This window comes from Nonomuraea sp. NPDC050153 (genome assembly GCF_044460125.1).
Lineage (GTDB): Bacteria > Actinomycetota > Actinomycetes > Streptosporangiales > Streptosporangiaceae > Nonomuraea.
Map to the genome: position 1 here is coordinate 178422 of NZ_JBITJQ010000022.1, position 26576 is coordinate 204997.

Below are 26576 nucleotides of genomic sequence, written 5' to 3' on the forward strand. Positions count from 1 at the left end.
TCTACGCGAGATCGCGCCGTCGCCGCCGCTCAGCCCACCCCCGCCAGCGACACCTTGGACCCGGTGCGGGTCTTGGTGACCTTGAGCTGCGCCGTGATCCTCGACCGCAGCTCGGCGACGTGGCTGACGATGCCCACGGCCCGCCCTCCGTCGCGCAGCCCGTCGAGGATGTCCAGCACGCCGTCGAGGGTGTCCTCGTCGAGGGTGCCGAAGCCCTCGTCCACGAAGAGCGTGCCCAGCTCCGTGCCCCCGGCCTCGGCCGTGACGACGTCCGCCAGCCCCAGCGCCAGCGCCAGTGACGTGATGAAGCTTTCACCGCCGGACAGCGTGGCCGGGTCGCGGTCGACGCCGGTCCACCCGTCGGCCACCCGCAGCCCCAGCCCGCCCCCGGAGCGCCCCCGGGACCCGGCCGTCTTGCGCAGGTCGTGGCGCAGCAGGTAGCGGCCGGCCGACATGTGGTCGAGCCGTTCGTTCGCGGCGTCCACCACCTGCCGCAACCGCTCCCCCAGCACGAACGACGACAGGCTCATGCTCCACTGGTTGTCGCCGGACGTGCCGCTGGCCAGGGACGCCATGCGCTCGGCCAGCCGGTGCCGCTCGGCCGCCGGGCGCCAGCGCTCGATGCGGCCGGCCAGCTCGCCGTGCAGCTCCGCCAGCCGCTCCGCCCGGGCCACGGCCCGGTCGCGCGCGCTCGACAGCCTCGTGCGCGCCTCCTCCAGCCGGTCGCGCTCGTTCCCGGCCGAGGCCAGGTCGGGCGCGGGCGCCGCGGCGGCCGCGATCAGCTCGGGGTCGGCCAGGACGCTCGTGACGGCGGCGTGCTCGTCGTCCAGCCGCCGCAGCGCCTCGGCCCTGCGCTCCCGCTCCGCCGGGCTCCGGTACGCCGCCTCCGCCTCCGGCACGTCCGCGAACCCGGCCTCGGTCGCCGCCTCCTCCGCGGCCCGCCGGGCCCTGGTCAGCTCGTCGCACGCCGCCACCGCCGCCTGCGTGGCCTCCAGGGCCTCCCGCAGCAGCTCGGCCTCGTCGTGCAGCCTCGACAGGCGCGCGGTCAGGGTGGGGTCGTCGCCCCGCGCCGCGTCCAGCCGGGCACTGAGCCGCCCGGCGTCCCCGCTCAGCTCCTCGTGCCGGGTGCGGCACGCCGCCAGCCGCGCCGTGACCCGCCGTCCCTGCTCCTCCAGCTCCAGCCGCTCCCGGTTGAGCGCCGCCGCCTCCCGCGCCAGCACCTGCTCCCCGCCGGCCGACGCCCGCAGCCTGCGCAACTCGCGCTCGGCCCGCGCCAGCACCGCCGGCCCGTCCAAGCGGGCAGCCCCAGGGCCCCCGCTGAGCGCGGCCGTCCCGTCCAAGGGCGCGGGCACAGCGGCCGGACCGTCCAAGGGCGCGGGAACGGCGGTCGGCCCGTCCATCCGAGCTGACTGCGGGTCTGCGGTGAGCAGGGCCGTCTGGATGAGGCGGGTGCGTTCGGACTCCAGGTGGGTGCGGTGGGCGCGATGCCCGGCGAGGGTCTCGGCGATCTCCCTGGACCGGTCCCTGACGAGTTCGCGCTCGATCTCGACGCGTTCGAGCGCCGCGGCCAGGGCGGGCTCGCGGTCGGCCACCGTCTGGAGACGGGCCAGCTCCTGCTCCGCCCCCAGCACCTGCGCCTCGGCCGTCCCGACGTCCAGGCCCCCGGTGGCCTCGACCGCGTCGGCGTGCCGGGACTCCAGGGCGGCGAGGCCCCGTTCGGCGGCCTCGCGCTGGGCCAGAGCGGCTTCGTGGGCGCTCTCGGCCTCGTGCTCGTCGTCGGCCGAGGGCGCGCTGGGGGCCGGGGAGGCGGGGTGGGGGTGGTGGTCGGAGCCGCAGACCGCGCAGGGCCGGCCGTCGGACAGGTCGCGGGCCAGCTCAGCCGCCATGCCGTCGATGCGGGCCTGGCGCAGGTCGAGCCAGCGTTCGCGGAGCGACTGGGCGTGGTCCACGAGCGCCTGGTGCGCGGCGGCGGCCGCCTCCAGCTCGGCGGCCAGCGCCTCGCGGCGGTGGGCGCTCTCCAGCGCGGCCCTGGCGGCGTCGAGGCCCGCGGACGCCGCGGGGATGGCCGCCGCCTGCGCCTGCACCTCGCTGAGGGCCGCGCCCGCGTCGGCGATCCGCTCGGGCAGCTCGGCCTCGGCGGCGGACACCTCGGCCTCGCGCTGTGCCAGCGCGTCGAGCTCCGCCGCCAGCCTGGCCAGCTCGTCGTCGATCTCGATCAGGTGGGCGGCGGCGTCGCGCACGGCCTGCGCGGCCGGGATCCTGGCGGCGTCCATGCGCGCCTCGGCCAGCCTGCCCTCGGCCTGCTCGATGAGGGCGGGCAGGGCGGCCAGCCGCGCTCCTACCACCTCGTCGGTGCCGACCAGCCCGGCCAGCTCCTCCTCCACGCGCAACAGGTCACGCCGGACCACCGACAGCCGGGCCTCCTCGGTGAGCAGCTCCGACAGCCGCGCGATCTCGGCCTGCCGCTCCCGCTCCAGCCCGGCCAGCTCGGCCGCCGACGGATCGCCCGCCGAACGGGCGCCGGGCACGGAGATGTCGCCGGACGAACCGCCCCAAATGGAGCCGCCCGGAGAGGGGGCGGTGGTGCCCGACGTCTGCCTGGCGAGGAGGGGGCGGGCTCGGGCGAGGGCGTCGGCGGCCAGGGCGCGCGCCTTGGCGGCGGCCTCCGAGCGCTGCCTGACCGCCGTGACGAGCGGCAGCACGCGATCGGCCCTGGCGGCGTCGTCGAGGATGGCCTGCAGGTCGGCCCGTTCGTCAGCCCGCTCGTCGAGGGTGCGGCGCGTGGTGAGCGCCTCGGCGTGCCGGCGCTGCCGGTCGGCCAGCGCGGCGGCCCGCTCGAACCGCAGCCGCGCCGAACGCGCGGCCTCCCCGGCCTCCTCGTGCTCCTGGCTCGCCCGGCCCACGACGGCCCGCGCGGCGTCGAGCAGCGCCCCCGCCCACCGCAGGGGATCGTCCTCGGGCTCGAAGGCCCCGTCCAGGTCGTCACCCGCCGCCTCCTCGACCCGCTGGACGGCGAAGTCGACCTCCTGCCGGAGCTCCTGCGCCTCGCGGAAGGCCAGCTTGCGGTGCTCGGCCAGCCACGACTCCGCCTGGGTGAAGACCTTGACCGAGAACAGCCGCTCCAGCAGCTTGCGCCGATCCTCCCCCTCGGCCCGCAGGAACCTGGCGAAACTGCCCTGGGGCAACATCGCGACCTGGCAGAACTGGGCGGCGTTCATGCCCAGGAGCCCGCCGATGAGATCGCCCGCCTCGTCGAGCCGGGTCGTCAGCCCCTGCCAGTCGGGCCCGTGCCGCTCCGAGACGACGACCTTGGGCTTCTCCTCGGTGAACCCCGTCCCGCGCAGCTTGGGCCGCTGCCAGGACGGCGAACGCTGGATGCGGAGTAACCGCCCGCGGATGGACACCTCCAGCGTGACCGAGGGCCCGGCCGTGGGCGGGGCGTGGTCGCAGCGGAGGCTGCGGGCGTCGTTGCGCTGCTGGTCGGGAACCTGACCGAAGAGGCCGAAGCAGAGCGCGTCGAGGATCGTGGTCTTGCCCGCCCCCGTGGGCCCCTGGATCAGGAACAGGCCCGCCTCGGCCAGCGCGTCGAAGTCGACCGTCTCGGTGCCCGGGAACGACCCGAACGCCGTCAGCGTGAGCCGGTGCGGCCGCATCTATGCCATCGTCTCCTTCACCCTCGACGCCTCGATGGCCTGTCTTAGCAGGTCTTCCTCGTCACGTGCGGCAGGCTCGCCGCGCACTTCCCTGACGAAATCGAGGGCCACCTCCGCCTCGGGCCGCCCGCTCAGCCGTACGGGCGCGGCGGTGGGCACCGCGCCGACCGGGTCGAAGGCGAGGGCGAGGGTGTGCGGGAAGCGGGCGCGCAGCCGGTCCATGGCGGACTTGGGGCGGATGGCGTCGGTGAGGGTGACGTGAAGCCAGTGGTCCTCGTACGGGGTGTGCCGGGGAGAGGTCAGCAGCTCCTCCAGCTCGCCCCGCAGCCGCCCCACGGGCCGGGGCACAGGCGCCGGCACGAAGTCCACCGCCCCCGGGTCCACCGCCTCCGGGTCCACCGCCCCGGGGCCGAGCGTGACCAGCCACGAGCCCTTGACGTGGCCGACCTCCGAGAACGAGTACGCCAGCGGCGACCCCGAGTAACGCACCGTCTCCGACATGCGCTGCCGCCCGTGCAGGTGGCCCAGCGCCACATAGGACACCCCGTCGAAGGCCGACAGCGGAACGTGGGCCACCCCGCCCACGCTGATGTCGCGCTCGCTGTCGCTGGCCCGGCCCCCGACGACGAAGCAGTGCGACAGCACCACCGAGGCGCGGTGGCGGGCGGCGTCGGCCCTGACGCGGTCCATCGCGTACGTGATGGCGGCCGTGTGGCTCCGGTCGGGCAGCTCCCAGGCGTGGCGGACCAGCTCGGGCTCCAGGTAGGGGATGCCGTAGAAGGCCACGCCGTCGACCAGCACCGGCTCCCAGGCGAGGTCGGGCGAGGTGCGCACGTGCACCCCCGCGGACTCGAAGAGGGCCGAGCCGAAGCGCAGCCGCAGCGCCGAGTCGTGGTTGCCGCTGATCAGCACCACCCGCGCCCCCGCCGCGCGCAGCCGCCCGAGCGCGTCGTCCAGCAGCGCGACCGCGTCGACCGGCGGCAGCGCCCGGTCGTAGACGTCGCCCGCGATCGCCACCACGTCGACCTGCTCCGCCCGCACCGTCTCCACCAGGTGATCGACGTATGCCGCCTGGGCCGAGAGCAGGCTCTCGCGATGGAACGAGCGCCCCAGATGCCAGTCCGAGGTGTGCAGGATCCGCATGTCGCAGGAAGCTAACAGTTCTCACCGACAAATGCGGCCTCATCTGTCCCGCGGGCCGGGAGTAGGCTAGAAGATCGGCGGGCAAACCAACGCACATGGGGAGGCCGATGCGCAGTGGCCGTGGCGCCTTGAGCGTCGCCGCCGGCCTGGTGCTGGTGGCTCTCGCAACGGTCGGATACGTGCTGCCGCCCGCGTTCGACCCGCCGCCGCTCAAGGTGGATCCAGCCTTCCAGACGATCCCGGCGCAGCCGCCGAGCGAGCTGCGCCCGGTGGTGGCGGTCGATCCCGTCCGCAGGGAGGAGATCTCCGTCGCGGCGGAGGGCCAGCGCCTGGACGGAACGCTCCGGGTGCCGCTGACGCCTGGGCGGCATCCGGCGATGGTGTTCGTGTCGGGGTCGGGCAACGGGTCGCGGACGGAGTTCACGCCGCAGGCGGAGTTCCTGGCCAAGGCGGGCGTGGTGACGATCGCGTTCGACAAGCGCACGATCGGCTACAACTTCCGCCACCGTGACTTCTCGCTGCTCGCCGACGACGCCCTGCGCATGGTGGAGCTGCTGCGCACGCGCCCCGAGGTCGATCCGGCGCGCATCGGCCTGTGGGGGGTCAGCGAGGGCGGCTGGGTGCTGCCGATCGCCGCGGCGAAGAGCACGGCGGTGGGGTTCGTGATCCTGGTGTCGTCCCCGAACGTCTCCCCGCTCCGCCAGGTCGCCTGGGCGCTGAACGAGCAGCTGCTCCGGCTGCGGGCCCCGATCGGCGCCCGCGACCTGCTGACCAGGGCCATGGGCGGGGTCGGCTTCAACTTCCTCCGATACGACGCGCAGCCGGCATTAAACGGGATCAAGCAGCCAGTTCTGGCGTTCTACGGCACCACCGACCCTTCGATCCCGTTCGTCGAGTCCACCCAGGCGCTCATCAAGGGCATGAACAAAGCGGGCAACGACGACTACACCATCCGCTTCATGGCCAAGGGCGACCACGCCATGCGGGTGAACGGCGGCCCCTTCACCAAGGGCTACCTCGAGACCCTGGCCAACTGGATCACCGGCCTGCCCGGCACCGCGCGGCCCGCCCTGCACATGGCTGGCGCCACGCCGGTGCAGCGGTTCGAGGCCAGCGACGTGCCGGCCGCCCCCTGGTACGCGGGCGGCACGATGCTGGGGCTGACGATCTGCCTGGCCGCCGTCGGCTACGTGGCGGGCCCGGTCGCCGCCATGGTCGTACGCCTGCGCGGCCGCCCCCACGTCCCCGTCGAGACGAACGCCAGGCTGTGGCCCCCGATCAGGCGCCGGCTCAGCCGGATGGTCTGGACGGGCCTGGGCCTGCTGGCCTCGGTGGTCGCGTTCATCATGTTGCTGGTGCTGTTCTCGGTCAACCAGGCGGGCGCCTGGCCGGCCGTGCTGGCGGGCTGGCTGGTCGTGCGGCTCCTCGCGGTGCTCATGCTGATCCAGGAGGTGACGGCCGTGGCGGCGTTCGTGTCGGCCCTGCGCGAGGGCATGCGGCCCGGCCGCTGGCAGCACGTCGCGGTCGCGGGCGTGCTGGGCGGCACGGGGCTGCTCCTGGTGGCCGCGGCCTACTACGGGTTGTTCTCCTTCCCCTGGTAGTCCTGCTGGTGGACGAAGGCGTTCATCCAGCGGTCCAGCTCGGCGAAGACCTGCTTGCGCGCCGGCTCGGCCGACAGCACCAGGTCGTGCAGGCCGTCCTGGATGCGCACGCAGGTGACGTGCGGGCCGACCGAGGTGGACCAGCGGGCGATGTGCTGGGGATCGAGCACGATGTCCGCCGAGCGGGCCTCCGGGACGAGGTCGCGTACCCGGAGCCCGTTGCTGGAGGCCAGCACGAGGACCGGCACGTCGACCGCGAGCCCCGCGTGCAGCCGCCGCTGCGCCCGGCGGATGGCGGCCAGCCACATGGCGTGCACGGAGAAGCCGCCCAGCGGCTTGAGCTCCAGGTCGTAGTCCCACTCACCGCCCTCGCTGCGGTGCAGCGTCTGCCCGTAGACGGTGCTCATCCCCAGCGGGAGCGCCCATCGCGTGTACGACAGGGGCGTCTTGAACAGGTCGGCGGCCAGCCGGAGCGGGGTGGGCACGTTCAGGTCGAAGAACGGGCTGTTGAGCGCCATCCCCTGCACCAGCCCCCGCCCGCGGACCCGATCAGCCCACAGGGAGGCGACGAGGCCGCCGGTCGAGTGGGCGTTGATCGTCAGCTCGTCGTGGTCCCGCCTGATGACGCGGACGGCCTCGTCGATCTCGGGGAAGTAGTCGGTGACGCTCCTGATCAGGCCCCTGGTCTGGTGCGGCAGCAGCGAACGCCCGTATTTGCGCAGGTCGAGGGCGTAGAAGTCGATGCCGCGCTCGACGTAGTGGTCGGCGAGGTGGTCCTGGAAGAAGTAGTCGGTGAACCCGTGCAGGTAGAGCACCGCCCTGCGGGATCCCGTCTTCCTGGAGACCAGCGTCGCGACGACCTCGCCCTCGAAGTCGTCCGGCAGCTGCAGCACGGTGATCTCGTACATGCTAGACACCATATGGATTGTCCGGCCATGACGGGACACCGGCCGGCAGGTCCTCGCTCACCCGCATCGGAAAGTCCGCCGGCCGCTTCTCCAGGAACGCCGTCACCCCCTCGACCGTGTCGGGCGCGCCGCCCAGCTCGGCCATGATGCGCGAGTCGGCCGCGTGCGCCTCCCACGGGGAGGACGCCGACAGGCCCGACCACATCAGCCTGCGGATGGCGGCCACGGAGACGGCCGAGGTGTTGCCGGCGATCTCGCGGGCCAGCGCGTACGCCGCCGGCAGCAGTTCGTCCGGCGGATACACCCGCGAGACCAGCCGCCCTTCGAGCGCCTCGGAGGCGGGGAAGACCCGGCCGGTCGCGGCCCATTCCATGGCCTGGGCGATGCCGGCGATCCTGGGCAGGAACCAGCTCGACGCGGCCTCGGTGACGATGCCGCGCCGCGCGAACACGAACCCGAACCTGGCCTCCGCCGAGGCCAGCCGGACGTCCATGGGCAGCGTCATCGTCACCCCGACGCCCACGGCGGGGCCGTTGATCGCGGCGATGACCGGCTTGAGCGAGCGGGCGATCCTGAGCGCGACCGTGCCGCCGCCGTCGCGCGGCACGCCGTCCACCAGCTCCCCGCCCACCGACTCGGGGCGCTCACCATGCGCGAAGGTGTCTGCGCCGCCGCTCAGGTCCGCCCCGGCGCAGAAGGCGCGGCCCGCGCCGGTGACCACCACCGCGCGCACCCCGTCGTCGGCGTCCGCCCGGTCGAACGCCTCGATCAACTCCCTCCGCATCGCAAAGGTGAAGGCGTTCAGCCGCTCCGGACGGTTCAATGTGACCGTGGCGATCTGGTCGGTGACCTGGTACTCGATCTCGGTGAAGTCTGTTCGGCTACTGATGTTCATCCTCCGATAAAGACATATTTCGTATTGAGTGCGTAGGCTGCCGCCTCTGTAAGAGGCCTAGGGTTGAAAATCGGGGAAACGGGGAAGGCGTGCGGCAGGCAAAGGAACCCTCGAGCGCCGGAGCGGTCCTCGGATGGCTGGTGCTGGCGGCACTGGCGCCCGGGGCGGCCCATCTGCGCGCCGGTTGGCGCAAGACCGGCCTCGTCCTGATCTCCTGCTACGTCGTGGGCATCCTGGCGCTGCTCGCCTTCGCGCTGACGACCGACAGCGTCGTGGGCATGCTCGTCGAGCGGATGACGACGATCGTCGTGGGCGCCGCCGTGCTCGGGGTGGCCTGGTTCGCCGTGATCGTGCACTCGTTCATCGTGCTGCGGCCGGGGCGGCTGCCACAAGGCGGGCAGATCATCACCGGGACGCTGGCGGGGCTGCTCGCCGTCGCGGTGGTGCTGCCGTTCGGCGTGGTCGCGCAGTACGTGTGGACCGCGCAGAGCACGGTCAACGACATCTTCCAGGAGACCCCGCCCGACACCCCGCAGTCCAACGGGGCCGCGGAGCGGCCGGAGGACCCGTGGGCGGGCCGCCAGCGGGTCAACATCCTGCTGCTGGGCGGCGACGCCGACGACAACCGGATCGGCGTCCGCACCGACAGCATGAACCTGGCCAGCGTCGATGTGAAGACCGGCAACACCGTGCTGTTCAGCCTGCCGCGCAACCTGGAGAACGTGCGCTTCCGCCCCGGCACGCCGATGGCGCAGCACTTCCCCAACGGCTTCCGCCTGCCGGCCGACCCCGGCGGCGGGCGCAGCGACCTGCTCAACAGCGTCTGGGAGTACGCCGACGCGCACCCGGAGATCTTCGGCGGCAGGCAGCGCCAGGGCCCCAGGGTGCTGATGGACACGATCGGTTACACCCTCGGGGTCAAGGTCGACTGGTACGCCCTGGTCAACATGTGGGGCTTCGCCCGGCTCATCGACGCCATCGGCGGCATCACGATCACCGTCGAGAAGGACGTGGTGTTCGGCAAGTACAACGAGGGCCTGGTCAAGGCCGGCACGCGCAAGCTCAAGGGCGCCGACGCCATGTGGTACGCCCGCTCGCGCACGTTCAGCGATGACTTCACCCGGATGCGCCGCCAGCGCTGCGTGCTCGGCGCGCTGCTCAGCCAGGCGGACCCGGCGACGGTGCTGCTCCGGTTCAACCGCATCGCGCTGGCCACCAAGGAGCTGATCAGGACCGACATCCCGCGGAACATGCTCAAGAACCTGGTGCCGCTGGCGCTGAAGGTCAAGGGCGCCAAGGTGACAAGCGTGCAGTTCGTGCCGCCGCTGATCAACACCGGCTATCCCGACTGGGAGAAGATCCGCACCGTCGCGGCGAAGGCGCTGCGGGACTCGGGCGGCACGAACCCGCCCGTCGCCGCCAGCGCCTCCGCCGACCCTTCCCCCAAGAGGACGGCGGGCGCCAAGCGAGCCACGCAGAACCCGGCGCAGAACCCGGCGAAGAACCCGGCCAGGGGCATCACGGAGGGCTGCGACGGCGCGCTCTGAGCGCGCCGCTACCCGCGGGCGGCGATCCGGCCCACCGGGACGCCGCCGCCCAGCACGTCCACCTGCCCGAACGCCGCCGCCGGCGTGACGTCGCAGCCCATGCGCCGCAGCACCGCCAGGGCGATGGCCGTGGTGGCGCGCGGGCTGCCGTCGATGACCTTGACCGCCACCGAGTGGCCCGACTCCAGGGCCACCACCAGCACGCCCTCCGCGCCGCCCTTGGCCACGGCGCCCGGCAGGGCCCGCATCAGCTCGGTGTTCTGGTGCCCGGACCCGCCCACGTACTCGGGGTGCGCGCGCATGGCGTCGGCGACCTGGCGGGGCGCGCTGCCCGGCGCGGCCAGCACCAGGCCCCGCACGGCCCGCGCCAGCCCGGTCAGCGACAGGCCGAACAGCGGCGCGCCGCAGCCGTCCACCGCCACGTGGGCGGCCTTCTCCCCGGCCAGTTCCTCGGTGACCGAGCGGACCTGGAGCTGCAGGGGATGGCCGGCCGACAGGTAGCCGGGCACGTCCCAGCCGTTGGCCACGGCGGCGGCGAGCATGGCGGCGTGCTTGCCGGAGCAGTTCATGCGCTCGCGGGAGGGGTCGGCGCCCTGCCTGATGAGCCGGTACATGGTGGAGGTGTCCTCCGGCCACGACGGCGGGCAGGCCAGCGCGCCGAAGTCCAGGCCGTAGTCGCCGAGGATCTCGCGGACCAGCTCCACGTGGAAGTCCTCGCCCGTGTGGCTGCCCGCCGCGATGGCCAGCCGCGGCCCCGCCAGCGCCGCGCCGGCGGTGAGGCAGGCCAGCGCCTGGAACGGCTTGGCGGACGAGCGCGGCAGCACCGGCTCGTCCACCTTCCCGAGGGCCACCTCGGCGCGGCCGGACGGATCCAGGCCCACGGCGCTGCCGTAGTGGACGCTCTCCACGAATCCGGAGCGGATCACCTCGGCGAGCACGGCGTAGTCAGGCACGTACGGCCCTCCTTCTGGACGTTGCGGGCTGTCTGGCCTCCAGCGTGCGGGCCAGCTTGGACAGGGACACGTTGACCGCCAGATAGACCAGCGCGACGACCAGGTACGTCTGGATGAGCAGGCCGTTGTAGGCGGCCAGCACCTTGCCGCTGTAGAGCAGCTCGCCGTAGCTGACGACGAAGCCCAGCGAGGTGTCCTTGAGCAGGCCGACGGACTGGCTGACGATCGACGGCAGCACCCGGCGGGCCGCCTGGGGCAGCACGACGAGGCGCATCGTCTGGAACGGCGTGAGGCCGACGGCCAGGCCCGCCTCGCTCTGGCCGCGTTCGACGGAGTTGATGCCGGCGCGGAAGATCTCGGCGAAGGCGGCCGCGTTCGACGCCGTCAGGGGCACGGCCAGCTTCCAGAACAGCGGCAGGTCCAGGCCGTAGCGCGGCAGCGCGAACAGCACCACGTACACCAGCAGCAGGGCCGGCACGACCCTGATCACTTCTACGTAGGCGGCGGCCGGGAGCCGGACCCACCTCCGGTGCGAGAGCCGCCCCAGGGCCAGGACCAGGCCGAACGCCATGGACAGCGCCGCCGACACGACGGCCGCCAGGAACGTGGACCACAGGCCCGTCAGGAGGTAGCGCCACATCGGCCAGGTCGCGTACGGCTGCCAGCGGGCCGCGTCGAGTTGCCCGTTCGCCGCGAACTGCCGCACGGCCAGGACGGCGAGCGCGACGGCGGCCAGCACGCCGAGCACGGTCGCGACCCGGATGCGTCTGCGGGCCCTGGGCCCGGGTTCGTCGAAGAGGACGGTCACCGGAGGATCACCAGCTTGCGTTCGAGCCGGCCGGCGACGAACCCCACCGCCGCGGCGATCAGCGCGTAGGCCAGGCCCGCGCCGACGAAGATCGGGATGGGCTGCGCCTCGACGAGGTTCACCCGGTTGGCGGCGGCCGTCAGGTCCACGACGCCGACGGCGGCGGCCAGGGCGGTGTTCATCGTGGTGGCGATGAAGATGTTGCCGAGCGGCTGGACGACCGTGCGCAGCGCCTGCGGCAGGACCACGTGCCTGAGCGACTGGCCGAACGTCAGCCCGATCGCCCGCGCCGCCTCGCCCTGTCCCCTGCTCACCGAGTTCACGCCGGAGCGCAGGGCCTCGCCGACGTACGCGGCCTCGTACACAGCGATGACCACGATGGCGGTGACCAGCGGCTCGGCCTTGATGCCGATCTCCGGCAGGCCGAAGAAGGCCAGGACGAGCAGGACGAGGAGCGGCAGGTTCTGGAACGTCTCCACGTACGCGGTGCCGATGGCGCGCAGCACCCGTACAGGGCTGACGCGCAGGGCGCACACCAGCGCGCCCAGCACCGCCGCGCCCGCGAAGGACGCGGCGGTGAGCTGGAACGTCACGATCAGCCCCTGCCACAGCTCGGGCAGGTGATCGAGGAGAACGGACATCAGGACCCCGGCACGGAGCCGATCTGCGGCGGCTGGGGAGCGTCGCCGGTCACCACGGTGCCGATGGACTTCTTCCAGATGTCCTGCCAGACCCCGGTGTCCTGGGTCTTCTTCAGCCAGTCGTTGACGAACTTCTTGAACTGGTCGTCGCCGTGCTTGAGCCCGATCCCGTACGGGTCGACGGTGAACGGCTTGGTCACGATCTCGATCGACGGATCCTTCTTGGCGTCCGCGATGAGGATCGTCTCATCCTGCACGTAGGCCACGCCCCGGTCCTGCTTGAGCGCCTGGACGCACTCCGGGTCGCTGCCGAAGGTGATGATCTCCGCCTGCGGCGCCAGCTTCTTGATCGCGGGGATGGCCGGGGTGTTCGCGCCCGCCAGGACCTTCTTGCCGTTCAGGTCCTCCGGCTTGGCGATGCCCGCCGTGCCCTTCTTCACCGCGATCGTCAGCCCCGAGGTGTAGTACGGGCCCGCGAACGCCACCTGCTTCGCCCGCTCCTCGGTGATCGTGTACGTCTGGAAGACGACGTCCACGGTCCCGTTGGCCAGCAGCGCCTCCCGGGTCTCCGACGCCGAGTTGACGATCTTCACCTTGGGCTCGCCCAGGATGTACTTGGCCAGCGCCTTGCCCATGTCCGCGTCGAACCCCTCGACCTCTCCGGTGGCGGGGTTCTGCTGGGAGAGCAGGGGCGCGTCCAGCGAGCCGCCCACAAGGAGCTCGCCGCGCTGTTTGATCTTCTCCATGGTGGAGCCGGGCAGGATCTCGGCCGCCGCCGCGACGGGAGCCTTGGCCAGGACGTCGCCGCCGCTCTGGGACGGCGCCCCGGGGACGGCGGGACTACTCGACTCACCACAGGCCGCCAGCCCTAACAGCGAGACGGCGACGACGGCGACAAGCCTCTTCATGAACGGTCACTTCCTTCGATTTCGAAGATAGGCCGGACCGTAGTGGGAGATTTCGTAGCAAGTCAATACGTTGTCGGTGTAAGTCGGGACATGGTAGGTATCTCACATGAAGCAGCGGCTGCCCGTGCAGGGGGCACAGGGCGACCTGCTGAGACTCGTCGCCACCGGCAAGGCCGAGTCCCGCGCCGAGCTCGCGCGCTTATCGGGCCTGGCCGCCTCCAGCGTGTCGCTGCGCGTGGAGGAGCTCATCGACGCGGGCCTGCTGGCCGAGGAGGGCTCGGGCACCTCCCGCGGCGGCCGCCGCCCCCGCCGGCTGCGGCTCTCCCCCGGCGCCGGCGTGCTGGCCGTCGCCGACCTGGGCGCCCACCACGTACGCCTCGGCCTCCTGGACCTCAGCGGCACGCCGCTCGTGATCGAGGAACGCGGCTGCGAGATCGCCGAAGGCCCGCAGGTCACCCTGGACCGCATCGCGGACGCGTTCGACGAGCTGCTGGCCGCCCACGTGCCCCCGTCGATCCCCCTGCGGGGGGTGGGCACCGGCATCCCGGGCCCGGTGGACCCGTCGACCCTGCGCGTGGTGACGCCGTCGCGCATGCCCGGCTGGAACGAGTTCCCGGTCGCCGACCACCTGGCCACCCGCTACGACCTGCCCATCCTCGTCGAGAACGACGCCAACCTCATGGCCGCGGGCGAGGCGCGGTGGTGGCCGGGCAGCCAGAACCTCATGGTCGTCAAGGCCGGCACGGGCATCGGCTGCGGCGTCATCGTCAACGGCCACCTGCACCGGGGAAGGGGCGCGGCCGGCGACATCAGCCACGTGCGGGTGCGCTCGGACTCCTCGGTCGTGTGCGCCTGCGGGCATCCGGACTGCCTGGAGGCGTACGCGAGCGGCGCCGCCCTGATGGCGGCCCTGCGGGAGGCCGGCGTCGAGGTGAGCCGCACGGCGGACATCGTCTCCCTGGTCAACGACGCCATCCCGGAGGCCACGAGCCTGGCGCGCACCGCGGGCCGCCGCATCGGCGAGGTCCTGACGGTGCTGGTGAACTTCTTCAACCCGGACGTGGTGGCGGTGGGCGGCAGCCTGTCGGCCGCGGAGCCGCTGATCACCTCGATCAGGGCGGCGGTGTGGGAACGCTGCCTGCCGCTGGCGACGCGCGATCTGGAGATCGCCCCGGCGCGGGGCGGCCGGGACGCCGCCCTGCTGGGCGCGGGCACCCTCCTGCTGGAGGCCGCCCTGGCCGGATAAAACCGTTTGCCGCGGGCGGCGGGGTGATCGAGGATGGGCGCCGATGGGCACGACGAAGATGCACGCCGACGAGGTCCTGACCGATGTGGCGCTCGTGCGCCGGTTGCTCGCGGGGCAGTTCCCGCAGTGGGCGGGGCTGCGGATCGAACCGGTCGACTCCTACGGCACAGATCACGACATTTACCGACTCGGCGATGAGCTGTCCGTGCGGATGCCGCGCATCGGGTGGGCCACCGGGCAGGCGGACAAGGAGGCGCGGTGGCTGCCGAAGCTGGCGCCCCACCTGCCGCTCGCCCTTCCGGTGCAGGTGGCGATGGGCGATCCGGCCGAGGGCTATCCCTTCGCCTGGTCCGTGTACGAGTGGCTGCCCGGCGCGAACGCCAACGGCACGATCCGCGACCTCGACCAGGCCGCCGCCGACCTCGCCGCGTTCCTGACGGCGCTGCGCCGGATCGACCGGACCGGCGCCCACCCGCCCACCCGCGCGCCCGCGGCGCCCGCGGCGGGCCGCTCGCCGAGGGCGACGAGTCCGTCCGCCGCTCGATCGCCCAGCTCGGCGACCGCATCGACGGCGCCGCGGCCCTGCGCTCGTGGCAGGAGTCGCTCGACGCGCCCGCGTGGGACGGCCCGGAGGTCTGGGTGCACGGCGACCTGCTGCCGGGAAACCTGCTGGTCGTCGACGGCCGCCTGTCGGCGGTCATCGACTTCGGCGGCCTCAACGTGGGCGACCCGGCCTGCGACCTCCAGCCCGCGTGGAACGTGTTCGCGGGCGACAGCCGCCGGCGGTTCCGGGCCGAGCTCGGCGTCGACGACGCGTCGTGGCTGCGGGGGCGCGGCTGGGCGCTCTCCCAGGCCCTGAACGCGCTGCCGTACTACTGGGACACCAACCCGGGGATGATCCGCCAGGCCTCCAACGCGCTGGCGCAGGTCCTCGCCGACGATCGGAGGGCTTGAGGCCGTTCGCCGCACCGGTGGTCCTCCGGGGATGAACAATCGCCCCGGAGTTCTTGCAATCCCCCCACCGGGGAACGGCTCCCCGCCCGGCCGCCTCCGTGTCCGGCGGTGGAATTCCTGGTGAACGGTTCGCACCACCCGGCTCGCATGTCCCCACAAAGCGAGAATTGAACCAGTTTGCGAAGGGGGCATCAGTGGCGCTGCTGCGGCTGCTGGAGCAGCTGGTCGACTTCCTCGGAGGCGTGGGGCCCGTCCTGTTCGGGATCGCGCTGCTGGTGGTGACGCCCTATGTCGACCGGCTCGTCGTACGCCGCAAGCGGATCAGCTTCCGCGTCCTGTACAACTCCAAGATCGGCGTCGGGCCCGAGACGCTGAGCGACGGCGAGGGCCCGCCCCAGCTGCACCAGGTGGCCCGGCTGCTGGAGCGGATGAGCATCGTCGTCATCCGCCTGCGCAACAGCGGCAGCTACGACATCGACCCGGACGACTTCGACCGGCCGCTGTCGTTCACGTTCGGCGGCCGGGTGGTGTGGAACGCCCGCGTGTCGGACGCCAGCACCGGCGACCTGCGCAAGCTGCTGCGCGAAGGGCTGCGGTTCTTCCCCGAGGAGGACAAGCCCGCCCGCGACAACCTGGTCACGGTACGCCGGCGGCTGGCCGACCGGCTGGCCCGCTGGATCGGCGCATCCGCCTCCAACGGCGCGGAGGCCGCCGAGCCGTCCTGGCACGGCGTGCAGCTGACCAAGCTCAAGCTCAAGCGCGGCGATAAGGCCAAGCTCGTCGTGGTCCTGCGCGAGCCGGACCAGCGCGAGATCACCAAGCTCGTCGAGCACGCCGGCAAGCTCAGGGACGCCGGCGTGATCAGGGACGAGGGCAAGGTCCGCAGGGTCACGCTCCCGCGCGTCAGCGGCGCGCTGGTGATCGCGCTGAGCGCCCTGCTCGTGCTCAGCCGGCTCGCCCAGCCGGAGGACCGCTCCATCGCGTGCGGGTCGGGCCAGTTGCGGGTCGAGGGCTCCAGCGTGTTCATGTCGACGATGCGGACGATCGCCGACGAGTACGTCAGGGCCTGCGGCGACGCCCGGATCCAGACCACGCCGAACGGCTCGCTGGGCGGCGTGCGTACCGTGCTCGAGTCGGGCTCGCCCGACGTGATAGCGCTGTCGGACGGCAAGAGCAACTATCACGACCAGCTGTACGGCGAGAAGCTGGCCGTCGTCGTCTACTTCGTCGTGGTCAACAAGGAGGTCGGGCTGACCACCATCGGCATCGACGACCTCCGCAAGATCAACGACGGCACGTGGGTGGACTGGAAGCAGGTCCGGGGCGGGGCGTCCCTGCCGATCCGCATCATCAGCCGGAACCAGAACTCCGGCACTCGCCAGCTCTTCGAGCACCAGGTCCTGGGCACCGGCGAGAACATGCTCTCCTCCGACGAATGCCGCGAGAAGGACCGCAACCCCACCGCCCCGGTCATCCGCTGCGAACGCGACGACAACGCCGAGGTCATCCGGCAGGTGGCGACCGTGCCCGGGGCGATCGGGTACGCGGACGCGCTGTCGATCGTCGAGGAGCGCAGGTCGGGCGGCATCACGGCGCTGACGCTGGACGGCAAGGCGTTCGACGTCTCGACCGCGGCGACGTCGGGCTACCCGTTCTGGACAGTGGAGTACCTCTACACCAGGACCAGGCCGGCGCCGGGCTCGCTCGCGGCCGACTTCCTCCGCTTCGCCCGCACGCACGAGCGCGCCCAGCTACGGCTGACCGAGTCGGGCTTCCGGCCCTGCACGACGAAGCAGGGCATGCTGGAGCCCTGCGTCCTGCGTTGAAACGCCTATTTCCGCTCCTGAAGCCAAGCGTCGAACGCGGTCGGCGCGACACGGGCGCCCTCGCCCGGCAGCAGCACGGATCTCACTCAGGCCTCATCCGCGAACAACGACCGAAAGGCTCCCCGGTCCGGGGTGGGCTCCAGCGGGCACACCGTCCAGTAGGGCAACGGGTGGGTGGCCTCGGCTCGCCTACCGGTGTCCGGTGGTGGCCGCCCATACTGCGGCCGGGGTCAACGGCATGTCGATGTGGTCGACGTCGAGGGCGTCGCAGACGGCGTTGACGATGGCCGGGGGGATGCCGATGCAGCCCGCCTCCCCCGCGCCCTTGGCGCCCAAAGGGGTGTTGGGGTTGGGGGTGGCGGTTTCCAGGAGGGTGACCGGGGGCATGTCGGCGGCGGTGGGCAGGAGGTAGTCCAGGAGGGTCGAGGCGTACGGCAGGCCGTCGGGGCCGATGACCGCCTGTTCGTAGAGGGCCTGGCCGAGACCCTGGGCGATGGAGCCGTGGCCCTGGCCGGTGACGATCATCGGGTTGACGACCACCCCGTAGTCGTCCACGGCCACCAGGTGGCGCACGTGGACGGTGCCCAGGTCCGGGTCCACCTCCACCACGGCGACGTGGGCGCCGTACGGGAAGGCCTGGGGCGGGGCGACGATCTCGTCGGCGCGCAGGGGGCCGGTGCGGGCGACCAGTTCGCCGATGGGCAGTCCCGGGAGGGGGCCGGTCTCGACGTCGGGCGCCAGGGCCTCCTCGGCGTCCGCCTGGAGGACGGCTCGCGGGTCGCCGCCCACCACCAGCCGGCCCCCGGCGTACGAGACGTCCTCCTCCCCCACCCCCAGGAGCTCGGCGCAGCGGCGGCGGGCGGCGGCGACGAGGGCTTCGGCCGCGCGCCACAGGGCCGCGCCGCCCACCTGCATGGAACGGCTGCCGAAGGTGGCGAAGCCGTAGGGCACCTCGCCGGTGTCGCCCTCGACGACGCGCACCCGGTCCACGTCCACGTCCAGGACCGAGGCCACCACCTGGGCGAACGCGGTGAAGTGGCCCTGGCCGGTGGACGTCGAGCCGACGCGGGCGATGAACGTCCCGTCCGGGCACGCCTCCACGCTCCCGAACTCGTCGCTGTCCGGCGGGCCGCCCGAGCGTTCGACGTATGTGGCGATCCCCACCCCGAGGGGCGGGCCGCCGTCCTCGCGGCGGCGGGCCTGCTCGGCGCGGATCTCGTCGTAGCCGACGGCGGCCAGGGCCCGGTCGAGCGCGGCCGCGTAGTCGCCCGAGTCGTACGTGCGGCCGGTCGGAGTCAGGTAGGGGTGCTGGTCGGGGCGGATGAGGTTGCGGCGGCGCAGCTCTGCCGGGTCCAGGCCGAGGCGGCGGGCCAGCCGGTCCACGGTGCGTTCGAGGGCGTAGGCGGCCTCGGGGCGGCCCGCGCCGCGGTAGGAGGTGGTCGGGGCGGTGGTGGTGAGCACGCATCGGACCCGCGTGTGCACTCTGGGCGTGCGGTAGGCGCCGGTGCTCATCGCTCCGGTCATCATCGGGACGAAGGCGCCGATGTGCGGGTAAGCGCCGATGTCGGCGTCGACGAGCAGTTCGTACGCGAGGAAGGTGCCGTACTCGTCGGCCGCCAGCCGTACCCGCTGGTGCTGGCCGCGGCCGCGCGGGCCCGCCAGCATGGCCTCGGCGCGGTCCTCGCACCAGCGCACCGGGCGGCCGAGGTGGACGGCGAGCAGGGCGGCGACCACATACTCCGGGTAGGTCTGGCTCTTGGCGCCGAACGCCCCGCCGGTGGCCGGGACGATCACCCGGATCCGCGCCGGGTCGAGGCCGAGCGCCGCGGCGAGCGCGTTGCGCAGCCGGTGCTGGGCCTGGTGGGAGACCCACACGGTGAGGCGCCGGTCGCGCCCCGGATCGACCAGGATCGCCCGTGGCTCCAGGGACGTGGGGAGCAGGAGTTGCTCCCGGTACGCGGCCTCGACCACCACCGGGGCGGCCGCGAACACCTCGTCGGCGGGGTGGCCGAAGGTGCGTTCGGCGGCCAGGTTGTCCCGGTCGTCGAACAGGCGGGGCGCCTGCGCTCCCAAGAGGTCGCCGGGCGCGTCGGTGCGGGTGTGAGGCAGGGGTTCGAGGGACAGCCGGACGGCCTCGGCCCCGTCCTCGGCGTGGGCGCGCGTACCGGCCGCGACCACGGCGAGCGCCTCGCCCGGGTAGCGGACGCGGCCGGTGGCGAGCAACGGCCACGGCGGCATGCCCTCTTCACCGGGCACCGCGCGGGCGGCGAGGTACGGCAGGTCGGCGGCCGACCACGCGCCCGCCACCCCCTCCTCCTTGAGCGCGGCGGCGACGTCGACCGCGCGGACCACGGCGTGCGGCACCGGGCTGCGGGTGAACGCGAGCTCCAGCGTCCCCGGGAGCTCCAGGTCGGCGACGCGGCGCGCCTGCCCGGTGACCAGGTCGCGATCCTCGCGCCGCGCGAGCGGCATCCCGATGTACCGCAATGTTTGAGACACCCCGCTTTCGGTACCAACGTCGATATCGGATGCCCGGGATGGGGGACATGAAACCGGCACAATTCGACTACGTCGCGCCTGCCTCCGTGCCGGAGGCGGTGGCCGTGCTGGCCGAGCGCGGGCCGGAGAGCCGCGTGCTGGCCGGCGGCCAGAGCCTGCTCATCGAGTTGCGCTACCGGACCACGCGCCCGGCCCTGGTCGTGGACGTCAACCGCATCCCCGGGCTGTCGGAGATCACCGTCGAGGACGGCTCCGTCCACGTCGGCGCGCTGGTCCGGCACGCCCAACTGGAGCACGCCCGGTTCGACGACCCGCTGGCCGAGCTGTTCCGCCAGGTGGCGCCGTACGTCGGCCATCCGCCCATCCGCGCCCGCGGCACCTTCGCGGGCAGCCTGGCCTGGGCGCATCCGGCGTCGGAGTGGTGCGCGCTGGCCATGGCCCTGGGCGCCGGGATCGAGGTGGACGGCCCCGCCGGGCCGCGTACGGTGCCCGCCGACTCGTGGTTCCGCGGCGCGTTCACGACGGCCTGCCTGCCACAGGAGCTGGTCACCGGCGTCCGGCTGCCGCGCCCGCCGCCCGGGGCGGTCACGGCCTTCGCCGAGCACCGCCGCACTCACAGCGGCTTCGCCCTGGCCGCCGTCCTGGTACTGCTGCGCCTGGCCGCGGGCCGCGTCGAGTGGGCCCGCATCGGGCTCGCGAACGCGGCCGACCTCCCCCTCCGCGCCGTCGAGGCCGAGCGCCTGATGACGGGTGAGCGGGCGGAGCCGGAGCTGTTCGCGGAGGCCGCCGTACGGGCCGCCGCCGAGGCGGACCCGCCCGGCGAGCCGCACGCGCCGGCCGCCTACCGCAGGCACGCGCTGTCCACGCTGGTACGGCGCTGCCTGGCCCGAGCCGTCCATGACGCGGGGACCCCATGAACGTCCAGCTCACGGTCAACGGCCGGACCCACCTGATCGACGTGGAGCCGCGGACGAGCCTGGCCGACGCGCTGCGCGACCGCCTGGGCCTCACGGGGACCACCTTGGGGTGCGAGCACGGGGTGTGCGGCTCGTGCACCGTCCTGGTCGACGGCACCGCCATCCGCGCCTGCCTGGCCCTGGCCGTCCAGGCGGAGGGCGCCGACATCCGCACCGTCGAGGGGCTGGCCGACGGCGGCGAACTGCACCCGCTGCAGGAGGCGTTCGCCGCCGAGCACGCGTTGCAGTGCGGCTTCTGCACCCCCGGCTTCCTCATGCTGCTCGCCGGTGCCCTGGCCGAGGAGCCGGAGCTGGACCGCGACGAGCGGCGGCTCGACGCCCTGCTGGCCTCCAACCTGTGCCGCTGCACGGGGTACGCGGGCATCCGCCGCGCCGCGGCCCGCGCGGCCGAACGCATGCGCGCGAACGGCGGCTGAAGCGTAAAGATCCGTTCTTGCCGCTGTGGCGGCGCGGCCCTCCCGTGACCTTCCGTGGTCTCCTGTGCGGTGTTCTGATCAATCGCTCAGGAGGTCCGCATGCGCCGACGCGCTCGCCTGCTCGCCACCGCCGCCCTGCTCACCACCCTCGTCCCGGCCGTCGCCCTGGGGCCCACGGACGTGATCCCGGTGCGGGAGTTCCACGCCGTCCGCGACTCCCTCCTCATGGCGGGCACCACCCTCAGCGAAGTCCTGAACGCCTCCCTGGGCAGCTTCAGGATGCACATGCCGAGCTGATCACTCGGGCCGGTGGAAGGTGGCCCGCCAGCGGTGGTGCTCGCCGTCGCGCAGGTCCTCGACCTTCCCGGTCTCCAGCCCGCCCGTCGCGAAGGCCCCGATCTCGGACGGGGTCAGCGGCCACGGGGGCGCGAACGCCGGCCCGCCCTCCTCCCGGCCCGACGCGATCACCAGCAGCGTGCCGCCGGGTCGTACGAACTCCGCGACCGCGGCGATGGCCTTGCCGTGCAGGGGCTCCGGCAGCGCCTGCACGGTCATGATCTCGACCACCAGGTCGAACGCGTGCCGCCACTCGGCAGGCGGCGCCAGCAGGTCGGCGACCTGGTAGCGCACCTCGCTCCCGGGGAAGCGCTCCCCGGCGAGCCGGACGGCCGACTCGCTCACGTCGAACGCCACCGTCCCGTAGCCGAGGCCCGCCAGGTGCTCGGCGTCGTCCCCCAGCCCCGCGCCCACGACCAGCGCCCGCCCGCGTCCGGAACGGGCCCACTCCGTCAGCAGGAAGTGCGGGGACCGCGAGTCCCACGGCACGATCGCGTCGCCGCTCGCCGACTCCGCGTAGAGCCGCTCGAACCAGCCGGTCGGGTCGCCCCCGGCGAGAGACTCGGCGGCCAGCCTGCTCGCGTCGGCATCCGGGTCTCGGCCTGCCATCAGCCCTCCCAGCAGGATCCCGTACGGCTCGCCACGCTCCGCCTTCGCGGCTATTTCCACCAGATCAATCCGGTCCCCCAGAGGGCCGACCAGCTCACGCTGGGCGAAGGTGCGCTCGTGCACATATCCCCTGCGCCGCAGCGCCACGTCGAACAGCGGGAGGAGCACGCAGACGCCGGGCGTGGGGTGCGGGCAGGGCTGCTCCTTGTGCCACCATTCGAACTCACCCGCCCGACCGGCGACCACGAGCTCGACGACGTCCAGATCGGTGGCCTGCCGGCCGAGCAGCTTGGCCGCCGCGTCGAGCACGTTCTCGCGCTGGTACTCACCGATCCGCGCCCAGACCTCCGCGGGGACGTCCGCCATCCGGTACGGCTTCGCGCCCAGCGCGAACCCGCCCCGGCCGAGCATCTTGTGCGAGATGACCTTCCCGAGCCGGATGGCCAGTGCGGACGGCACCTTCGACAGCACGCCCGAAGGCACCGGCATGAGCACGACCCCATCGCCGACCACGGCCCCCTGGTCGATCTCCGCAGCCGCGTCGGGCAGAGCGGGCTCGGGCCGGACGCGCGTCAGCAGCCCGTCCATCTGGATCTTCCACAGGAAGCTCTCGTAGGCGTCCGCGGCACCGCCCTTGCTTGAGAACGGCGCGACGTAACGGGCCACGTGCCAGCCGAACGCGCCGGCCAGCAGCAGTTCGGCCCGCATGCCGGCGGCGAAGCGCTCGCTCCCGACGATGGAGCGGGTCTCGGCCCAGAGCTCCTTGCGCAGCAGCGCGGTCGCCTCGCCCAGCCAGGACCAGTCCGGATGGTGCGCCAAGAACAGGTGGACGGCCCAGCGCTCGTGCCAGCTCCACCGCCTGGCGGCGAGCAGCTCCCTGACCATGAGCGTGTGCAGCTCCGCCCCATCCGCCGCCACCAGCAACGGCAGCCCCACCAGCAGGACCGGCCTGCCCCGCCTGGTCCGATCCCCCCGCACCTCGGCCCAGGCGGACACGTGCACCTTGGGGACGGCGTCGAAGCCCGCGATCCGTGCCGCGTCCGCGACCAGTTCGCGGAGCCGCGGCTGGTCATCCAGCGACAGCACGGGGCAGCGCCATCGGAACCGCCGCGGCCATTGATCCGCCACGAAGGCGACCGCGCAGGCCCCGAGGACGGCGATCACGAGGAGCGCCACCTCGACATAAGCCCAGGTGAAGAGCGCGCCCGCGACGCCGGCACCGATGATCGCCGCCAGCCCGATGAGCAATTTCGCCCATTCAGGAAGCAAGCACGACAGCAAATTCCTCGTCAGCAGGATCCATAACACCCGCCACCGCGTCAGCCGCACGCCAACCCACCCACCCGTCCCGATGACCGGGTAGGAACCTTACGCGTGGAAGGTGTCCTTCGCCAGCCTTCGGACCCGCGTCTCGTCGATGTCGTGCCCCAGCCCCGACTGGGTGAGGGGGACGGCGATGACGCCGGCGTTGGCGCCCACGATGGGCGTGACGATCTGGTTCTGGCGCGGCGGCTGGGTCACGTCGCACGGCAGCGTGCACCCGGGCAGGCTCGCCACCGCCACCGTCGCCGCCCTGGCCAGCCCCGCGCCCTGGCCGCCCGCGCACTGGATGTCCAAACCGGCCGCCACGGCCCGGTCGTGCGCCCTGCGGGCCTCCGTCAGCGACGGGAACGCGCTCGGCCGCAGCAGCAGCACCCTGGCGGCCCGTACGGTCAGGTAGTCGTCCAGTTGGGCGGTGGAGGCGACCTCGACCGCGACCGAGGCGGACACCTGCTCCTGGAGCGCGGCGTGCGCGTAGACGTCGCCGACGGCGAAGGGCCGCTCGATGACCTCCAGCCCGTAGGAGTCGAGGGCGACGAGCTGGCCGGAGGCGGTGTAGGCGTTGCCGCAGTCGACGGCCAGGGTCAGCGCGGGGTACGCCTGGCGCACCGCCCGCACCGGCTCGACGTCCCAGCCGGGCCGGATGTCCAGCGTGACGTGCCCGTACCCGGCGCAGACCTGCTGGTTGACCCGGGCCACGAGGCTCTCCACGGACGGGTCGGGGGCCAGCCGGACGGTGGCCATGAGCGAGGTGCGGGTGCCGCCGATCGCCTCGGCGAGCGGCACCCCGCGCATCCTGGTCCACAGGTCCCAGCAGGCCATGTCGACGGCCGGGTCTCCGCTCCGCAGCGAGTCGGGGTGCTCCCAGTCGACGCCGATCAGCAGGGCGGCCAGCGACTCCTCCAGCCTGGACCACGTCTTCGGCTGGGGGGCGATGGCCTCGCCCCAGCCGGTCATGCCGCCGTGGTCCGTGAGCTTCACGAGCAGGGTCTCCGACCTCTTGCCGAACGGCAGAACCAGCCGGAAGACCTCGAGCTCCCGCACTCGCGGCATGTATCCCCCTTTTATGACGCGGCTCCCTCCATAGTGCCTGTTGCGCGGGACTGGACAAAACGCGGGGCCAGAAGAAAGGCCAGGGCCGCGAGCGCGGCGGTGAAGGACAGGCCGATCGCGTAGTTCTCGCCGGTGGCGGTGAACAGGGCGCCGCTGAGCGCGACGGCCACCACGGTGAAGACCGACTCGCCCACGCCGACGGCCGCGGTGTTCTGGCCTTCCTCGCCCTCCTTGGACATCTCCAGCACCAGCACGGACACCGTCGGGTGCAGCGCGCCGATGCCGAGCCCGGCGACCGCCATGGCCACGAACGCCAGCGCGAGCGGCAGGGAGTCGATGAGCACGAGCGTCACCAGCGCGATGCCGACGGTGATCATGGCGGCTCCGCCGCGGATGGCGGTCAGGTGGCTGATCGTGCCGCGGCCCTTGATCCAGGAGCCGGTGGACCAGCCGAGGGCGCCGACGGTGAGCACGAGGCCCGCTTCGGTGGCGGTCAGGCCGCGCTCGTTGATCAGCATGAGCGGGATGAGCACCTGGGCGGCCGTCAGCGAGCCGAAGGCCAGGCCGCGCAGCACGGGCGCGGTCGGCAGGCCGGGGGCGGCCCTGAGCGAGCCGGGCAGCAGCAGCCTGGGCAGGGCCACGGCCACCAGGACGACCCCCGCGAGGAGCAGGGGCAGGCCCGCGAGCCCGAGCGCGCTGCCGTACTGGATCAGGGCGGCGGCCACGGCGGTCAGCGTGGCCCAGACGAGCTTGCGGCCGAGGCCGGGGGCGGGCGCGGCGATGCCGTCGGCCACCTGGCGCCCCGCGGTGCCGCGCCAGAGCAGCAGCGCCGCCGGGACGACGATCAGGGAGACGCCGATGAAGATCCAGCGCCAGTCGACGTTCTGCGCCACGAATCCGGCGATGGCCGGGCCGACCATGGACGGCACCACCCAGGCCGCCGAGAACAGGGCGAACACCTTGGGGTGCATGCTTCCCGGATAGACCCGGGCGACCACCACGTACAGCGAGACCTGGATCAATCCCGCCCCGAGGCCCTGCACGAACCGGCCGGCGACGAACACCTCCATGTTCGGCGCGAACCCGGCCAGCAGCAGCCCGGCCACGAAGCCCGCCACGCCGACCGCGATCGGCTGGAGCGGGCCGCGCACGTCGCTCCACCGCCCGCCCAGGACCGTCGCGATCACGCTGGCCGCCAGGGTGGCGCTGAAGGCCAGGTTGTACAGGTGCATCCCGCCCAGGTCGCGGGCCACCACGGGCATCGCCGTGGCCACGGCCATCGCCTCGAAAGCCACCAGCATGACCAGCGCGACCAGCCCGATGCTGAGGGCCCGGTACTGCGGCGACACCACACCTGCCGCTGATCTCTCAACTGTCATCGTCATACCCGGCAAGCTATGGCGAATGCCCACGTCAGCACCTCGGGCGGGGGTCCTAGGCGGCTCTCGGCAATTGGGCCTAGGGCGTAGGGGGCATGCGGGCCTCGATGCCGTCGAGGAGCAGGTCGAGACCGTAGTGGAAGCGCTCCTCGCCGTCGTCGGCGATCAGGTCGTCCACGAACTTGGTGATGTGCGGGAACCGCCCCGCCGGCAGCGCCCGGTAGTAGCCGGCGATCTGCCCGACGAAGGACTCGAAGTATTCCCGCGGGTCGCTCAGACCGGCCGCGCGCATCCTGGCGAAGTGGACGGAGCCCTCGTACGCGTCGCCGACGATGTACAGGGAGATGCGGTCCATCGACAGGGACGCGCCCCTCGGCGACATTCCGGCCTCGATCAGCAGCCCGAAGACGAACTCGCCCATGCGGACCGAGTTCTCCCCCGTGGGGATGTTGGCCAGCGCCACCCGGGCCAGGTCGGCGTGCCCGGCCAGCACCTGGTGCATCTCCACCGCGTACGCCCGCAGCTGGGCCTTCCAGCGGCTCGGATCGCGCTCGGGGAGCTGGATCTCGCCGAGCACCCGGTCGTACATCAGCTCCAGCAGCTCGTCCTTGTTGGCCACGTGCGCGTAGAGGGAGGCGGGCCCCGTGTCGAACTCCTGGGCGACGCGTCTCATGCTCAGCGCGTCGAGCCCTTCGGCGTCGAGGATCCGCAACCCGGCCTCGACGATCAGGTCCTGGCTGAGCTGCCGTCTCAGCTGGGCCGGCTTGCGCGACTTACGCCATGGAGGGAGCGGGAGGTCCTGGGATCCAGCCATTGGTAGTCAGGGGCGCGGTGCCGTGAAGGCCCGGTTCCCCATCCCCCTTTCAATTCCGTACGTGCGGTTTTCCCGCATACGGCTTACCGA

The 26576-nt window shown here is 72.9% G+C and carries 20 protein-coding genes and 1 pseudogene; 8 read left to right on the forward strand and 13 right to left on the reverse strand.

Annotated elements, in window-relative coordinates; translation table 11 throughout:
- Window positions 1-29 precede the first annotated feature (29 nt).
- Together ACIBQ1_RS39985 and ACIBQ1_RS39990 are read right to left on the reverse strand one after the other, a co-directional pair.
- Entirely contained in the window at window positions 30-3653 is a 3624-nt protein-coding gene (locus ACIBQ1_RS39985) for an AAA family ATPase (RefSeq protein WP_397285251.1), read from the reverse strand.
- The gene (locus ACIBQ1_RS39990; RefSeq protein WP_397285253.1) at window positions 3654-4796 is read right to left on the reverse strand and encodes an exonuclease SbcCD subunit D; all 1143 of its coding nucleotides are present in this window, start codon (window positions 4794-4796) and stop codon (window positions 3654-3656) included.
- Window positions 4797-4903: 107 nt separating this feature from the next.
- Here ACIBQ1_RS39990 and ACIBQ1_RS39995 point away from each other — a divergent pair, with 107 nt between their 5' ends.
- The gene (locus ACIBQ1_RS39995; RefSeq protein WP_397285255.1) at window positions 4904-6397 is read left to right on the forward strand and encodes an alpha/beta hydrolase family protein; all 1494 of its coding nucleotides are present in this window, start codon (window positions 4904-4906) and stop codon (window positions 6395-6397) included.
- Here the strand turns inward: ACIBQ1_RS39995 and ACIBQ1_RS40000 are convergent.
- A complete protein-coding gene (locus ACIBQ1_RS40000) occupies window positions 6370-7305 on the reverse strand; it encodes an alpha/beta hydrolase (RefSeq protein WP_397285257.1) in 936 nt (311 codons plus the stop codon). The genes ACIBQ1_RS39995 and ACIBQ1_RS40000 overlap by 28 nt on opposite strands.
- A 1-nt stretch (window position 7306) precedes the next feature.
- Window positions 7307-8200, reverse strand: a complete 894-nt coding sequence (locus ACIBQ1_RS40005; protein ID WP_397285259.1) for a crotonase/enoyl-CoA hydratase family protein — start codon at window positions 8198-8200, stop codon at window positions 7307-7309.
- Window positions 8201-8289: 89 nt separating this feature from the next.
- Between ACIBQ1_RS40005 and ACIBQ1_RS40010 the strand changes: the two genes are divergently transcribed.
- Window positions 8290-9747 (forward strand): LCP family protein, encoded by a 1458-nt coding sequence (locus ACIBQ1_RS40010; RefSeq protein WP_397285261.1) that lies wholly within the window; start codon window positions 8290-8292, stop codon window positions 9745-9747.
- A gap of 8 nt (window positions 9748-9755) precedes the next feature.
- Here the strand turns inward: ACIBQ1_RS40010 and ACIBQ1_RS40015 are convergent, their stop codons facing one another.
- The 4 genes from ACIBQ1_RS40015 to ACIBQ1_RS40030 are packed head-to-tail and all read right to left on the reverse strand — an operon-like array spanning window position 9756 to window position 13057.
- Window positions 9756-10700, reverse strand: coding sequence for an asparaginase (locus tag ACIBQ1_RS40015; protein WP_397285263.1), 945 nt, complete (start codon window positions 10698-10700; stop codon window positions 9756-9758).
- Complete coding sequence (locus ACIBQ1_RS40020) at window positions 10693-11508, reverse strand: amino acid ABC transporter permease (protein ID WP_397285265.1); 816 nt, start codon at window positions 11506-11508, stop codon at window positions 10693-10695. Before ACIBQ1_RS40020 ends, ACIBQ1_RS40015 begins: the two co-directional genes overlap by 8 nt.
- Window positions 11505-12149, reverse strand: coding sequence for an amino acid ABC transporter permease (locus ACIBQ1_RS40025; protein ID WP_397285267.1), 645 nt, complete (start codon window positions 12147-12149; stop codon window positions 11505-11507). The genes ACIBQ1_RS40020 and ACIBQ1_RS40025 overlap by 4 nt, the downstream gene beginning before the upstream one ends.
- Window positions 12149-13057 carry a glutamate ABC transporter substrate-binding protein gene (locus ACIBQ1_RS40030; protein ID WP_397285269.1) on the reverse strand — a complete coding sequence of 303 codons (909 nt, stop codon included), beginning with the start codon at window positions 13055-13057 and terminating at the stop codon, window positions 12149-12151. The genes ACIBQ1_RS40025 and ACIBQ1_RS40030 overlap by 1 nt, the downstream gene beginning before the upstream one ends.
- 106 nt (window positions 13058-13163) lie before the next feature.
- Here ACIBQ1_RS40030 and ACIBQ1_RS40035 point away from each other — a divergent pair, with 106 nt between their 5' ends.
- From ACIBQ1_RS40035 to ACIBQ1_RS40045, 3 genes and pseudogenes are all read left to right on the forward strand, one after another.
- Complete coding sequence (locus tag ACIBQ1_RS40035; RefSeq protein WP_397285271.1) at window positions 13164-14303, forward strand: ROK family transcriptional regulator; 1140 nt, start codon at window positions 13164-13166, stop codon at window positions 14301-14303.
- Window positions 14304-14514: 211 nt separating this feature from the next.
- A pseudogene (locus ACIBQ1_RS40040) lies at window positions 14515-15257 on the forward strand (aminoglycoside phosphotransferase family protein).
- A 194-nt stretch (window positions 15258-15451) separates the two neighbouring features.
- Window positions 15452-17083, forward strand: a complete 1632-nt coding sequence (locus ACIBQ1_RS40045) for a substrate-binding domain-containing protein (protein WP_397285273.1) — start codon at window positions 15452-15454, stop codon at window positions 17081-17083.
- Window positions 17084-17272: 189 nt separating this feature from the next.
- Here the strand turns inward: ACIBQ1_RS40045 and ACIBQ1_RS40050 are convergent, their stop codons facing one another.
- Window positions 17273-19582 carry a xanthine dehydrogenase family protein molybdopterin-binding subunit gene (locus ACIBQ1_RS40050; protein ID WP_397285275.1) on the reverse strand — a complete coding sequence of 770 codons (2310 nt, stop codon included), beginning with the start codon at window positions 19580-19582 and terminating at the stop codon, window positions 17273-17275.
- 47 nt (window positions 19583-19629) lie between these two features.
- Between ACIBQ1_RS40050 and ACIBQ1_RS40055 the strand changes: the two genes are divergently transcribed.
- The 3 genes from ACIBQ1_RS40055 to ACIBQ1_RS40065 all read left to right on the forward strand — a co-directional run bounded on the left by ACIBQ1_RS40055 (window position 19630) and on the right by ACIBQ1_RS40065 (window position 21272).
- Complete coding sequence (locus tag ACIBQ1_RS40055) at window positions 19630-20499, forward strand: FAD binding domain-containing protein (RefSeq protein ID WP_397285277.1); 870 nt, start codon at window positions 19630-19632, stop codon at window positions 20497-20499.
- Window positions 20496-20975 carry a (2Fe-2S)-binding protein gene (locus ACIBQ1_RS40060; RefSeq protein WP_397285279.1) on the forward strand — a complete coding sequence of 160 codons (480 nt, stop codon included), beginning with the start codon at window positions 20496-20498 and terminating at the stop codon, window positions 20973-20975. Before ACIBQ1_RS40055 ends, ACIBQ1_RS40060 begins: the two co-directional genes overlap by 4 nt.
- A gap of 99 nt (window positions 20976-21074) precedes the next feature.
- Complete coding sequence (locus tag ACIBQ1_RS40065; protein WP_397285281.1) at window positions 21075-21272, forward strand: hypothetical protein; 198 nt, start codon at window positions 21075-21077, stop codon at window positions 21270-21272.
- Here ACIBQ1_RS40065 and ACIBQ1_RS40070 read toward each other — a convergent pair whose 3' ends face one another.
- The 4 genes from ACIBQ1_RS40070 to ACIBQ1_RS40085 all read right to left on the reverse strand — a co-directional run bounded on the left by ACIBQ1_RS40070 (window position 21273) and on the right by ACIBQ1_RS40085 (window position 26486).
- The gene (locus ACIBQ1_RS40070; protein WP_397285283.1) at window positions 21273-23189 is read right to left on the reverse strand and encodes a class I SAM-dependent methyltransferase; all 1917 of its coding nucleotides are present in this window, start codon (window positions 23187-23189) and stop codon (window positions 21273-21275) included. It lies immediately after the preceding gene.
- A 99-nt stretch (window positions 23190-23288) separates the two neighbouring features.
- The gene (locus ACIBQ1_RS40075) at window positions 23289-24293 is read right to left on the reverse strand and encodes an enolase C-terminal domain-like protein (protein WP_397285285.1); all 1005 of its coding nucleotides are present in this window, start codon (window positions 24291-24293) and stop codon (window positions 23289-23291) included.
- Window positions 24294-24304: 11 nt separating this feature from the next.
- On the reverse strand, window positions 24305-25678 hold the full coding sequence (locus tag ACIBQ1_RS40080) for an MFS transporter (RefSeq protein WP_397285287.1): 1374 nt from the start codon (window positions 25676-25678) through the stop codon (window positions 24305-24307).
- Between the two features lie 73 nt (window positions 25679-25751).
- Window positions 25752-26486, reverse strand: coding sequence for a TetR/AcrR family transcriptional regulator (locus ACIBQ1_RS40085; protein WP_397285289.1), 735 nt, complete (start codon window positions 26484-26486; stop codon window positions 25752-25754).
- Window positions 26487-26576 lie beyond the last annotated feature (90 nt).

Excerpts from the sequence above, each read along its gene's own strand:
- ACIBQ1_RS40060 (WP_397285279.1), top strand. The coding sequence starts at position 20,496 with ATGAACGTCCAGCTCACGGTCAACGGCCGGACCCACCTGATCGACGTG.
- ACIBQ1_RS40025 (WP_397285267.1), bottom strand. The coding sequence starts at position 12,149 with ATGTCCGTTCTCCTCGATCACCTGCCCGAGCTGTGGCAGGGGCTGATC.
- ACIBQ1_RS40065 (WP_397285281.1), top strand. The coding sequence starts at position 21,075 with ATGCGCCGACGCGCTCGCCTGCTCGCCACCGCCGCCCTGCTCACCACC.
- ACIBQ1_RS40005 (WP_397285259.1), bottom strand. The coding sequence starts at position 8,200 with ATGAACATCAGTAGCCGAACAGACTTCACCGAGATCGAGTACCAGGTC.
- ACIBQ1_RS39985 (WP_397285251.1), bottom strand. The coding sequence starts at position 3,653 with ATGCGGCCGCACCGGCTCACGCTGACGGCGTTCGGGTCGTTCCCGGGC.
- ACIBQ1_RS40030 (WP_397285269.1), bottom strand. The coding sequence starts at position 13,057 with ATGAAGAGGCTTGTCGCCGTCGTCGCCGTCTCGCTGTTAGGGCTGGCG.
- ACIBQ1_RS40075 (WP_397285285.1), bottom strand. The coding sequence starts at position 24,293 with ATGCCGCGAGTGCGGGAGCTCGAGGTCTTCCGGCTGGTTCTGCCGTTC.
- ACIBQ1_RS40080 (WP_397285287.1), bottom strand. The coding sequence starts at position 25,678 with ATGACGATGACAGTTGAGAGATCAGCGGCAGGTGTGGTGTCGCCGCAG.
- ACIBQ1_RS40000 (WP_397285257.1), bottom strand. The coding sequence starts at position 7,305 with ATGTACGAGATCACCGTGCTGCAGCTGCCGGACGACTTCGAGGGCGAG.
- ACIBQ1_RS39995 (WP_397285255.1), top strand. The coding sequence starts at position 4,904 with ATGCGCAGTGGCCGTGGCGCCTTGAGCGTCGCCGCCGGCCTGGTGCTG.
- ACIBQ1_RS39990 (WP_397285253.1), bottom strand. The coding sequence starts at position 4,796 with ATGCGGATCCTGCACACCTCGGACTGGCATCTGGGGCGCTCGTTCCAT.
- ACIBQ1_RS40085 (WP_397285289.1), bottom strand. The coding sequence starts at position 26,486 with ATGGCTGGATCCCAGGACCTCCCGCTCCCTCCATGGCGTAAGTCGCGC.
- ACIBQ1_RS40035 (WP_397285271.1), top strand. The coding sequence starts at position 13,164 with ATGAAGCAGCGGCTGCCCGTGCAGGGGGCACAGGGCGACCTGCTGAGA.
- ACIBQ1_RS40055 (WP_397285277.1), top strand. The coding sequence starts at position 19,630 with ATGAAACCGGCACAATTCGACTACGTCGCGCCTGCCTCCGTGCCGGAG.